General features: G+C 40.9%; 9 protein-coding genes. 4 read left to right on the forward strand and 5 right to left on the reverse strand.

All coding sequences use genetic code 11. The annotated features are described in order from the left end of the window. Positions 1 to 36 precede the first annotated feature (36 nt). The 4 genes from H6G05_RS11595 to ychF all read left to right on the forward strand — a co-directional run bounded on the left by H6G05_RS11595 (position 37) and on the right by ychF (position 7,518). Positions 37 to 2,922, forward strand: a complete 2,886-nt coding sequence (locus H6G05_RS11595; protein ID WP_190578330.1) for a BON domain-containing protein — start codon at positions 37 to 39, stop codon at positions 2,920 to 2,922. Then, positions 2,923 to 3,480, forward strand: coding sequence for a Rab family GTPase (locus tag H6G05_RS11600; RefSeq protein ID WP_190578331.1), 558 nt, complete (start codon positions 2,923 to 2,925; stop codon positions 3,478 to 3,480). 98 nt (positions 3,481 to 3,578) lie between these two features. Continuing rightward, positions 3,579 to 6,110 carry a PAS domain-containing hybrid sensor histidine kinase/response regulator gene (locus tag H6G05_RS11605; protein WP_190578332.1) on the forward strand — a complete coding sequence of 844 codons (2,532 nt, stop codon included), beginning with the start codon at positions 3,579 to 3,581 and terminating at the stop codon, positions 6,108 to 6,110. Positions 6,111 to 6,426: 316 nt separating this feature from the next. Further along, positions 6,427 to 7,518 (forward strand): redox-regulated ATPase YchF, encoded by a 1,092-nt coding sequence (ychF, locus tag H6G05_RS11610; protein WP_190578333.1) that lies wholly within the window; start codon positions 6,427 to 6,429, stop codon positions 7,516 to 7,518. Between the two features lie 466 nt (positions 7,519 to 7,984). On the opposite strand, the gene H6G05_RS11615 is transcribed toward ychF, so the two are convergent. The 5 genes from H6G05_RS11615 to H6G05_RS11635 form a co-directional block, all read right to left on the reverse strand. Then, the gene (locus H6G05_RS11615) at positions 7,985 to 10,588 is read right to left on the reverse strand and encodes a chloride channel protein (RefSeq protein ID WP_190578334.1); all 2,604 of its coding nucleotides are present in this window, start codon (positions 10,586 to 10,588) and stop codon (positions 7,985 to 7,987) included. 281 nt (positions 10,589 to 10,869) lie between these two features. Further along, a complete protein-coding gene (locus tag H6G05_RS11620) occupies positions 10,870 to 11,211 on the reverse strand; it encodes a GNAT family N-acetyltransferase (protein ID WP_190578335.1) in 342 nt (113 codons plus the stop codon). 104 nt (positions 11,212 to 11,315) lie between these two features. Further along, positions 11,316 to 11,465 carry a hypothetical protein gene (locus tag H6G05_RS11625; protein WP_190578336.1) on the reverse strand — a complete coding sequence of 50 codons (150 nt, stop codon included), beginning with the start codon at positions 11,463 to 11,465 and terminating at the stop codon, positions 11,316 to 11,318. 28 nt (positions 11,466 to 11,493) lie between these two features. Continuing rightward, a complete protein-coding gene (locus tag H6G05_RS11630; RefSeq protein ID WP_190578337.1) occupies positions 11,494 to 11,916 on the reverse strand; it encodes a hypothetical protein in 423 nt (140 codons plus the stop codon). Between the two features lie 145 nt (positions 11,917 to 12,061). After that, the gene (locus tag H6G05_RS11635; RefSeq protein WP_190578338.1) at positions 12,062 to 12,472 is read right to left on the reverse strand and encodes a DUF4259 domain-containing protein; all 411 of its coding nucleotides are present in this window, start codon (positions 12,470 to 12,472) and stop codon (positions 12,062 to 12,064) included. Positions 12,473 to 12,691: the final 219 nt, after the last annotated feature.

The raw sequence follows: 12,691 nt of genomic DNA on the forward strand, positions 1-12,691 counted from the left end.
TATAGTACAAAAATACTGTCATTATGCAAAAGTAGTATGTCAGAGCAAAAAGAAGAGCAACAGGGTAACTTCCAGAATAAAGCGCTCAGTGATGTTGAGAAGTTTTTACTCCTGCTCTCTGAGCTAAATATTATTGACTCTGAAAAACCTAATACTCCTCAAAACCAGCAACGCATAGATGATTCAAGTCTGTTAAATATTGATCATAAAGATGATAAATATATAGATATTAAGTCTAGTAAATCTAGCTCCAGACGATTGGAAATCGAGCAGGACTCATCGGCTCAGGCGAAACCTAAATATTTAGATAGGAAATCTATAGATATAGAGCGATCGCCAAATGGACAGAACTCATTGGCTAAGCCCATTCAACAATCTTCAGATGAAGATTTTGCAGATATAGTGCGATCGCCTTCCGTATACCCTTTCCCTAGTCTGTTAGATGAGCTGCCATTTTTAAGAGACATTCAGCCTGCTAATTTTCATGATGTTGATCGGAATCATGATTCTGATCAACATCATGAAAATTTAAATCTCTCTAATCATAATGACAATGTAATCTTAGAAAAAATTGAATCCTCAACAACGGAAGAAGTAGAGACGGTAAATCTTATCCAAGAGCTTCTTTTTGGTAGTGAAAACAACCAAGTTTCGTCTCCAAAGATTTCTCAAATAGCATCACTCCAAAACCCTCAGAAAAAATCTCAATCCACTACTCAATTATCTTCTCAAGCGACTTCTCAGACCCCATCTCCATCTGCTACTCCTCCCAAATCTCAATCACATTCACAAAACAATAATTTAGAAGAATTATCAGAGGAGGATGATAAAGCAATTCATATGTTACAGGATATTCTGGTTGTTCCAGAGCTAGAAGACTTACGAAACTTCAAAATTGCGGTTGAGCAAAAGCTGGGAATAGTCGAAAGTCAGGTTAATAATCCTGCAATCATGAACAAAATTGAAGGGTTGGAAAGTTTATTGCAAAATGCTTCTCGCCGACTTTCAGTAATGGATGATGAACAGAGCAATATTCCAATGGAGATTGATAAGGTTAGCGATCGCGTTGCTCAGTTAGAAAATCAACTTAATCAACCCGCAGAATTAGTCCAGCTTTTGCTGCCAATTATTGCTGAGTTGCTCAGTCTCAAAGCCGATCAAGCTAGAGAAGAGATGTGTCAGGCGATTACGCCAATTATTGCTGAGGTGATCTTTGAGCGATCGCAACTAGATCGAGTGTCAATGAGCCATGCGATCGCCGATCTTTTACCCAATGCGATTAGTGAACAAATTCGTAGTAACCCTGAGCAAATTGCTAAAGCACTTGGGCCAGAGGTTGGAGCAGCAATTCGCGAGCAAATTCGGATTGATCGAGATGAAATCGTTGATGCACTTGCGCCAGAAATGGGAGCTGCAATTAAGCAACAGATCGTGTTAGAACGTGATGCTATGGTTGATGCCCTGTATCCTGTAATTGGGAATACGATCTCTAAATATTTTGCGGAGGCAATTCGTTCGATTAATGAAAAGGTTGAACAGACTTTTAGTGTGGAAGGGCTACAACGTAAATTTCGCGCCCGCATGAAAGGTGTATCGGAAGCCGAGTTGATTCTTAAAGAGTCAGTTCCCTTTGAAATCCAGGCCATATTTTTGATCCATAACCTTTCAGGACTAGTAATAATCGACATCCAAAAAAGTGATCTCGATTCTTTAGTAGAGCCAATTGACTCAGACATGCTAGCGGGGATGCTGACCGCAATTCGGAGCTTTGCTAATGAATGTATATCGCGATCGGAAAGTACTACGGAACTTGATGCGATTAACTATAGTGGTTCTAAGATTTTGCTGGAAGTGGCAGGATATTGTTATCTTGCAGTAATCATTCAAGGAGAGCCTGACGCGGCTTTGGTAAATAAAATTCGTGATGTTTTTGGTCGAGTTGTACAAGTCTATGGCGATCGCTTCAAAGCATTTGATGGTGATCCCAGTATCATTCCAATAGAAGTAGAAATTCAACTCAAAACATTAATAGAAGCCGAGTCAACCAAATCTTCTAAACAGTTACCAAAAGCATTGATTTTGACTGGTTTAGCTATACTTGCCCTAATTTTTGTGCCAATCGGAATTTATCAATATCAATCGAATCGAGATCGTCAACTTGAAACTAGGGTTTTAGAAGCATTTGCCAGTACTCCCGAACTGGCTGTTTATCGCCTGAATGTCACTGTCGATGGCGATCGCTTGAAGTTAGGAGGCAAATTGCCAAATCAACGCTTGCGCGATCGCGCATTGCAAGTGGCGATCGCTGCCTCAAAAGCAGACATAGCGGACGGCAAGATTAACAATAATATCTATACGGTCAACATCCCGCCCGACCCAGAACTTGTAGCGATCGAAGTCCAACGACTTACGAAAGCACTCAACTATACCCAAGGCGTAAACATTCAAAGCCAAATTAAAGATGGACAAGTAACAATTACAGGACAGATTGAGCAGCCCAGAATGATCCCTAAAATCACCCAAGCATTCACTAAAATCGCAGGAATTTCGACTGTTAGCAATGCGGCTACGATTCTGACCCCAAAGCTATCAACACGCATCTACTTTCCACTGTTGGTGACAGTACTAGAACCAACTGATACTGAAAAATTAATAGAAATTCAAGCTTTTCTGGATCTTTACCCAGATTACAATCTTAAGATTTTGGTAAAGAATGATAACATTGGAGATCGTGCTATCAACTATCAACTAGGGATGAAACGCGCACAAACTGTTCGAGACGCTCTATTGCAAAGAGGTGTAAATGCTAAACGCTTACATATTTCTGGAATAATAGATATATCCGTACAGCAGCCCTCTGAGCAAATGTTACGGTGGGTTGAGTTTCAACCAATTTTAAAGCCCATGTCCGTATCTAATTAAATGCATTCTCCTACCAAAGTAATTTCTCAAAAAATATGTCTGATTGGTGATTTTGGTGTTGGTAAAACTAGCCTAATTCGCCAATTTGTTGACCGTCAATTTAGCGATAAATATTTGTCAACGGTTGGTGTAAAAATCTCTCGAAAATTAGTATCTATTAATGAAACCAGCGTAAATGATTCTCCAATAGAATTAAAACAATTACAGTTAATTATTTGGGATATTGAAGGCAGTACTCGTTTTAAGGCGATCGCACCTAGTTATTTGCAAGGTGCAAAGGGAGCAATCATCGTTGGCGATGTCACCAGAAATACAAGTATGCAAAATCTCAAAGCTCATGTACAGCTTTTTCAATCTATTAATCCTCAATCAAACTTAATCATCGCCTTAAACAAAGTTGATCTAATTGAAAGTCATGAAAGGGAAAGTCTATTGAAATCTATCCCTGCTGATTTTGCTAACCTCAATATATCTACAAATATTACATCCGCTAAAACTGGTGAAGGTGTTGATGAAACATTCCAAAAATTGGCGTTTCAGATGCTAATGCTAGAATAAAGACTCTATGACTAAAATCAAAGTATTAGAAAGCTACAAGTGAAAATATCCTAAACAAATAATCATTCGGCATTCTATTTATCACATCATTAACTGCTATGAAACAGTCAAAACTTCTAAAAAAACTTCTCACTGCTTCAGAGCGATCATTTATTACGATTGATCGCCAGTTTATGATTACTGATACTTCCTATGGAGCCGAGAGATATTCGGAATATCCTTACGAATCATTGCTAAACAAAGATATTCGCAATGCATTTCCAGAAACAATTGGATTAGAAGACTCTTTTAATAATATTTGGCACAACCAACTTACTAGTTTTGAGATCAAAGGGGTATATCGTTCACTCAATCCTCAAAAACCTCTCTATTTTAATTTCTACATTATTGGAACTAATGAATTAGAAGACGAAGACAAAAACATCATTATCTGCATTGAAGATGCCACAGATATGATGATAATGACTCAAACATTAATGCAAAGAGCCAATGAATCTGATTTACTTGCTCATGCTCTATTGAAGTCAAAGGAATATATTGACAAAATTATTTCTGCGATGGCTGATGCTTTAATCGTCACTAATTATCAAGGTAAAATTAAAACTGTCAATCCTGCTGCCATCAACTTATTTGGTTATTCTCAAGATGAACTAGTAAATAAGTCGATCGCTTCGTTATTTAAAAATCCTAATCAGCTAAATTTAATTCATCAACAATATCTAGAAAACCAGTCAAATAATGAACAATCTTTAGATAGCGATCGCTATTTTTCAAATATTGAAATATTATGTCTATCGAAAAATAATGAAGAGATTTTAATCTCTTTCTCTTGCTCAACCATCCAAAATCATCAAATTGAGTACAGTACGCAATCTAGCCATGATTTTGTTTATGTAGGTCGTAATATTACAGAACTGAAACGTAAAGAACAAGAATTGTTAGCTGCTAGACAATTTGCTGAGCAATCAGCAAAAGCTAAGACCATTTTCTTAGCAAATATGAGTCATGAAATTCGGACTCCCATGAATGGGGTTTTGGGAATGACAGACCTATTACTTGCAACTCCCCTAGATGTTCGTCAGCAAGACTTTGTAGAAAACATTCGGCTAAGTGGTAATTTATTGCTTAGTTTGATTAATCGCATTTTGGATTTATCAAAGTTAGAAGAAGGGCAGTTAGAGTTAGAAAGTCTACCCATTGACTTGGAGAAATGTATAGAAGAAATTCTTGAGCTTTTTGCATTACAAGCCCATAATCAGGGTCTGGAAATCAATGCTTGTTTTGAGGAAGGCTTACCAACTTCATTAATAGCAGACACAGTTAGATTTAGACAAATTATGATGAATCTAATTGGTAATGCAATTAAATTTACTACTGAAGGCGAGATAGTGGTACGGGTGGAACGCGATCGCACTTTTGAGCAAGCTAACTCTTTAGCAAATAAGGATTCGCCCCAATCTCAAGTCTATTTGCGATTCTCAGTGATCGATACGGGTATTGGTATTGATCCCGAAAATCAGGATAAGCTCTTTAAACCTTTTTCTCAAGTTGATACTTCTACCAATCGCCGTTTTGGCGGTACTGGCTTAGGACTCGCAATCTGTCGTCAGTTAGTGGAGCTAATGCAAGGTGAGATCGGTGTATCTAGCCCTCTCGAAAATGGCAAAGGAACTTGTTTTTGGGTGAGGCTTCCTTTAACTCTTCAATCAGTTCCAAATCCAGCATCTTTAGATTATAATTCACACCCATTAAGTAAGCGAAGTATTTTAGTAGTTGACGCAAACCGACATACTCGCCATGCAATACGTTATTACCTCACTAAATTTGGAGCAGAAGTCTATGAGGTATCCCATATGGTTGACGCGCTCAACTATATGGATGCGAGTCACAAAGTTGATGTTGCCATTATAGATTGGAGACTGACTGATTTTAATGGCTCTAAGTTAGTGCAGCAAATTCATGAAAAAGAAGGATTTGCTGATTTACCAATCATGGCAATGTTGACAGCCGATAGGCAAGGTGAAACAGAAATAATCATGCGTCAAGGCTTCTGTGGGTATATAACGAAACCCTTTAAGGAGCAGCGACTACTTAAAGCTGTGTTTTCATCTCTGGGAATTGAGATTCCAGTCTTATCCAATGATTCTTCTACGAGTGCCGTTGTTCCTCGTCTTCGAGATAGCTCTAAGCCAAATATTGGTTTAGAAGAGTTGAAAAAATCAAAAATTCTATTAGCAGAAGATAATATTGTCAATCAGAAAGTGACAATGACGTATTTATCACAATTAGGATGTCAAGCAGACCTAGCTGAGAATGGGGAGCAGGTACTAGAGTTAATGCGAAGTAAAGACTACGACATTATCTTGATGGATTGTCAAATGCCTTTGTTGGATGGATATGACACAACTCAAGCCATCCGTCGAATCGAGTCTAATGCTCAGATATCTAGACATGTAGTGATCATTGCGATGACTGCTAATGCTTTTACAGAGGATCGCGATCGCTGCTTAGCGATAGGAATGGATGATTTTCTGAGTAAGCCGATCCGTCGGCAACAACTTAAGGAGACTCTTGAGGATTGGATTATCAAACAAAAACTTAAGGAGAATCTTAGGAGTTGGATCATATAGCAACGCGAGTTATGCAGCGCTTTGCGTCAAACCCAAACCAAGAGATTTTTTGAAAGTGTTGCTTCGCAACACTTTCAAAAAATCTCTTGGTTCGCTCAATAATTGCTGTAAAACCCAAAAGATGAGTAGCAGCGCTTCGCGCTGCTACTCATCTTTGCAAATCCAAGCCCGTAAAGTTGCGCCTCTATGGGGCGCAACTTTACGGGCTTGAATAATGATGCTTGGAGCTAAATTTTAGTAAAAGTCTCACTTGGTGAGACTTTTGTGACAAAATTTATAAGCACAAGTCAAAAAAGTTTTCGTTTAGATAGCCATCATGCTCAAAGCTGGGATTGTCGGACTACCCAATGTGGGGAAGTCTACGTTATTTAATGCTCTAGTTGCCAACGCCAAGGCGGAAGCAGCCAACTTTCCCTTTTGTACGATTGAACCCAACGTTGGCTCGGTGTCCGTCCCTGACGATCGCCTAAATACCCTCGCCGAAGTCGGTAAATCCGCGCAAACCATCCCCACTCGAGTCGAATTTGTCGATATTGCAGGATTGGTCAGAGGCGCAAGCAAGGGCGAAGGGTTAGGAAATCAGTTCCTAGGAAATATTCGTGTCTGCGATGCGATCGTTCATGTCGTGCGTTGTTTTGAAAATGACGACATCATCCATGTTGAAGCCTCAATCGATCCAGCCCGTGACATTGAAATTATTACCCTCGAACTAGCTCTATCTGACCTATCTCAAGTCGATCGCCGCATTGATCGTACTCGCAAGGCAGCCCGTGCCGATGCTGATGCCAAAATCGAATTAGCGGCTCTTGAAAAAGTTCGCGAGACCTTAGACGCTGGTAAGCCTGCACGTCTTGCTAATCTCAACGACGAAGAAAAAGAAGCAATTTCGGTGTTGCAGTTGCTGACCCTCAAGCCGACAATTTACGCAGCAAATGTCTCTGAAGATGATCTCGCGACTGGCAATGCTTTTGTCGATAAAGTCAAGGCGATCGCGGCGGCGGAGAATGCTGAAGTAACTATTGTCTCGGCTCAGGTTGAAGCTGAACTTTTAGAATTGCCAGATGATGAACGTCAAGACTTTCTAGAATCCCTTGGAGTTAAAGAAGGCGGTTTAAAATCTCTAATCCGTGCCACCTATCACCTTTTAGGTTTACGCACTTACTTCACTGTTGGACCAAAGGAAGCCCGCGCTTGGACAATTCATGCGGGGATGAAAGCACCCCAAGCCGCAGGCGTAATTCACTCTGATTTCGAGAAAGCCTTTATTCGTGCCGAAACAGTTGCTTTTAAGGATCTTGTGGAGTGCGGCTCGATGAGTGCGGCTCGTGCTAAGGGGTTGCTCCGCAGTGAAGGTAAGGAATATGTGGTGCAAGAAGGTGATGTAATTTTATTCCTGACTAGCGCCTAGGTTCAAAATATTGCGAAGCAATATTTATAGCAAGTAATGGCGGCGCAAAGCGCAGCTATTACTTGCTATGAAACAAAAAGACCTAGCCATTGGCTAGGTCTTTTTGTTTCGGAATATTTTAGGATCTTTAGGTCACAGTCAACTGCTGGAAGGATCTCAGGTTTACTAGGAAATTAGGCTAGAGAACTAGAGATAATTAACTAAATACCTTACAGAACAGCTCCAGCACACAGCTCGGAAACCTGAAGACCCACACGTTTACCGTTACTACTATCTGATTGCATGGGCATCACCTCCTGTTGTCTAAATGTTTATTATCAAGTGTGATTTGGCTTGAAACCAAAGGTTTATTCAGCCTGTGATGTAATATAACTGACAAATCAAAATTTGACAATAGCAATCTTGAAGCAACTTTCAGAGAAGTAAGGGCAATTCATGAATTGCCCCTACTTCTCTGAAAGTTTTGCTATAGTGCTTTGCGGAAAATAATAATTGTTCTATTACTATTTTTAGCGATCGCTTCAGGAATATTCCCATGCATAACCTGCTGTAAAATCCCTTCACGACTTGCCCCTAACATAATCACATCACTTCTCTCTTGATTTGCCAGATCGAGAATTGCATCAGCAATCGATTTAGAACATATAGGAATTGTGCCAACGGAAAAATGGAGCGACTTATATAAAGAATTGGCATATTTTTCTAAGTGACTCGTTTTATGTTTTTCGTCAGTAGGAGAAAAGATTTGGCAGAGACAAACTTCTGGATAAGGAGAAAGTGACATCAAACTTGGGAGCAGTAGCAATGCATTCTCGGTGTTTGGTCCCCCAGAAATCGGAATTAGCCAACGATTGAAGGAAATATTGGGCTTCTTAAATTCTTGATTAAATGGATTAACCTTTTGAAGGCGATCGCTAAATTTGACTAGCATTACATCACAATTTGCTTGCTTCACTACCGTATCTACGGTGTCACCAAATATGCGATCGGGAGATTTTGATTTGCCATGCCAACCGATTAATAACAAATCAATCTTACGATCGCTAGCTACCTCTAAAATTGTCTGACCAGCATCATGGGCTACACGCACTTGGGTATGCAGTGATATTTGCCTAATCTTGGCAGCATCGGTAATCTGTTGAAATAGTTCCAAACTAGAATTCAAATCAACCGTAGTAGTTGAGGGAGCAAGATGCGGTGAGATGGAAATGATATGCAGACATTCGATTTCATAGTTGTGTTTTTCGGCGATCGCTAGAGCAATTTCAATCAAATATATCGCGGTTTGAGGATTGCTCAAAGGTAGCAATAGTCTGCCTTTGCCTGTAGCTGTTCCTCGTTGTTGGTAGACAAGATAGGATGGTTTAGATATTTGGGAACTGACTCCGCGCAATCGCTTTGCTTGAGCGCGTAAAATATCGCTGCGGGTGATGATGCCAACAAGCTTATCGCGGTCAATGACAGGTAATCGCGAAAGTTTGTAATAGGAAAGCAAATATAGAACTTGAGTAAGGCGCTCTTCAGGACTAACTGTGATTGGTTGAGGGGTCATAATTTGGCTAATCGTCATATCTCCCGACACCTTGCTTTCTTGGGCTTTCACCAAATCCATTTGGGTGATAATACCAACTAGATGTTCTTGGGAGACTACAGGAAAGCCTCGATGGCGCGATCGCGCAAAAGCCTGCATCGCCTCATCGATCAGCATTTCACTGTTTAGGGTTTCGACCTGTCGCTGCATCACATCAACGGCTCTCAGTCCATCCCATAATCCATCAGTAACGGCTTCTGCTTCAAGATGAATGCCTTTTAGTTCCAATAAATGTGTGTACAAAGAACCAGGGGCATATTTTTCTGTACAAAGATAAGCAACTACGCTGGTAATCATCAATGGCAGAATAATATTAAAATCTCGTGTGATTTCAAAGACAATCACAAAAGCGGTAATGGGAACTTTTGCAACCGCTCCAAAAAAAGCGCCCATTCCCGATAGTGCATAGGTCGCGAGAGTTCCTGTACCCAGCAGTGAATGTTCTAAGTTCCCCACTAAAGATCCAAGGGCTGAGCCTAAGATCAGGCTAGGTACGAATAATCCGCCAGAAGTCTCGGCACTACAAGCAATAAGAGTGAGGATAAACCTTACGGCAAAAGTCCCTGCTGTTAGTTGCCATTCAGATTGCCCCATGGCAAGAAACATCTGTAACCCTGTACTGTCGCGAAAGTCGCTAGGTAACATAGCGATCGCCATACCAGAAAAACATCCTGCGATCGCAATTCGCCATGCTAATCCGACTTTAAAAAAGCTCCGATTCCATTTCGTAACCGCAAGGACACTGTGATTAAAGAATGCGGCAAACCATCCAACCAGTAGCCCTAGCAATAGTAAAAAAGGAATCTCTTGGGCGGAAAATTGAATTGTAGGGATCACTGAGACAAGGCTCTGCCCTGACAACATTAAAGAAACAACTCCGCCGATAAAAGAAGCCAGAATCGCAGTTCCTAAAGTCAAGCTAGAAACATCATGGAGCAATTCTTCAATTACAAATAACACACCTGCGATCGGGGCGTTAAATCCTGCGGCAAGTCCTGCGGCTGCTCCTGCGGCGATCAGTTGGCGTTGATATTCGGGAGAAGTGGGAATCCATTGACTCACCTGTCCTGCGATCGCAGCTCCAATCTGTACGGTTGGTCCCTGACGACCAAGTGCTAATCCTGAACCCAGCGCCAAAATTGTACTGGCAACTTTAACAATGGCAACACGCAAATTTAGAGCGATCGGTACATAACCAAGGGCTGCCTTCACTTGGGGGATGCCACTGCCTGAAGCCTCAGTTGCAAATTGTTCAATTAAAAATCCTGAAAGATATCCACCAGTCAAGCCAATGATCGGCAATGCGAACCATGCGGGTAAGTCGTTAGCAATCTGTAGCCGCCAACCACCGAGCCAACCAATCCCCTGTTTCAACATGACGGCGGCTAAGCCTGACAATACCCCAATCAAACAAGCTTCAAAAATGGCTAGCCGTTTTGGTTTTAACCATTTATGCAGCGATAATATGCCTGAAGCCATAAAGAGTTACTGAGTCTTGCGATAAAAACTCATTACATTGAATATTTAAGTAGTTTAGCCGACAATGAGTAGGCGATCGCTATAAAAAGCTTTGGCGCACGCGCAGCGTGCGCCAAAGCTTTTTAGGGGGTTAAGGTTTCTTTATTTCCGCTCACTTCTCGTTTAATCTGATTGGGGAAATTAGGGACTAATAGAGATTGAGCTAACTCCCCTTGTTCATTATAAAATCTTAGTAGTCGTAACACATCATTTAGAGAAGCTGAATATGGAGTACATTTCACTTAAACTATAAACTTATAGACCATATTAAAAGAAATACCACCAACTCGATTCACAACTTCGCTGCCTTCGACTTTCGCGAAGCCCAATCGTTGATATAAATTCACCACTGGATTATCTGACCGCACACTCAGACATATTGCAGGAAATAAACCTTCAGCCGATCGCAAAACTTGCTTTAGCAAAGTAGTACCAACGCCATTACCTCGATATTCAGGCAACACAGCCATCGCTAACTCTGGAATATCGGAAGCAATGTACCCAAATCCTGCATCTTCTTCTGAGCCTAAACGTAGCCAAGCCGAGGCGATCGCCTTTTCTCCCACTAAGGCAACAAATCCCATATCCCCTATCCTTCCCCATCCATCTACATAGCGAGTAATACCAAAGCACAAAATGGCTACGCCATTTTGTGCTTTTAAAACCCTTACTGGGTTTGGTTTTTAATTCATAAAAGTGTTGCCACACTTTCGTGAATTGGTATAAGTATTGGCTGACGTTGCACAGACTCAAGTGAAGGTTCATGAGCCGCATACATGAGCATTGTCCAAAGAATCGGCTCATCAGCAACTGTCAAATCTCGAATTCTATAATCCATATCTAACTTCAAACCCAAACCCATTGATTTACATAACGACACAGAAATGGAATAAATCGCCCTCTGTCTCAATCTTCTCAACCTTTGCGATACAATCATCCAGATCCTCAAGTAAATCTTCTGAGAGATACTCTTTACCCTGCTCCAAAAGACTTTCGCGCTCAGACTCGTTACTTGCCACATATTCACGCACAGCTCTCAGCATTGGTAAAGCTGCCGATGGATTGAACCATGATGCTTTATCTCTCAATACTTCCTCATCAGGGAAATCATCTTCTTCAAACATATTGGCTTCAAAGTCTGTCCAATCAAGAAATTCAGAAATCTTCGTTAAACCTATTTGATCACATACAAGGTCGAGTTTCTCCACAGCATAAAACAATGCCGAATGATCCCAGTCATCGGTTTCTGTAGTCTTGCCCTTACTTAATACCCAGATTGTAGTTCCCATTGAGCTTCTCCCAATTAACTAAATGACTAAATATAGCTGTCGTCATTCTTGTTAGGACATAAAACCCAAATAGTGTGAAGCGCCGCCTCACACTATTTGGGTGTTGATTTGTCCCGATACAGATGGCTATAGCTATAATAAAACTTCATAACTTGACGCGATGCTTTAATTCAGCGATAGAGGCTAACCAAGCGACATAGTCTTCAGTGTCTTGCCATAGCTCATGCAATTCTGAATTTTCAGCAAGAATGCATTTGATCGCTAAATGAGCTTTCTGGACTAAATCCGTTGAGGGCTGGATTTGGTTAGCTTCAACCCAATTGTCAAGCCTCTCGGAATAGGCGCTACGCTCGCCCCAATTGCCTTGCAATCGGGCAATCACCTCGATCGCGGCGATCGCTTCAGTTGCTTCAGTTGCCTCTACACCATCATCCCCAGAATTCAGCACTGCATTTAGAGCGTCTTCAACTGGTGAAAGGTCTTTAGCTTTTTCAAGTTCATAAGTCCAGTCACAAGCATCATCATTTCCAAAGGAATCAACAGCCCAAGTTCCCATAGCTCTCTCTTAAAAAAAGTCATACATTAGTCTGAATAAAGGCAAATTACCGCAGATTTCTACTCTAAGTCAATCGCAAACCACAGCGCTTTGCACTTAAGCCAAGAGATTTTTTGAAAGTTTTGCTTCGCAAAACTTTCAAAAAATCTCTTGTGGTTCATTTGATCAGTAATTGCTGTAAGTCAATCGCGATCGCCCTGATCGCATCACATGAAGTTA

This window comes from Phormidium tenue FACHB-1050 (assembly GCF_014696925.1).
Classification (GTDB): Bacteria; Cyanobacteriota; Cyanobacteriia; order Pseudanabaenales; family Pseudanabaenaceae; genus Pseudanabaena.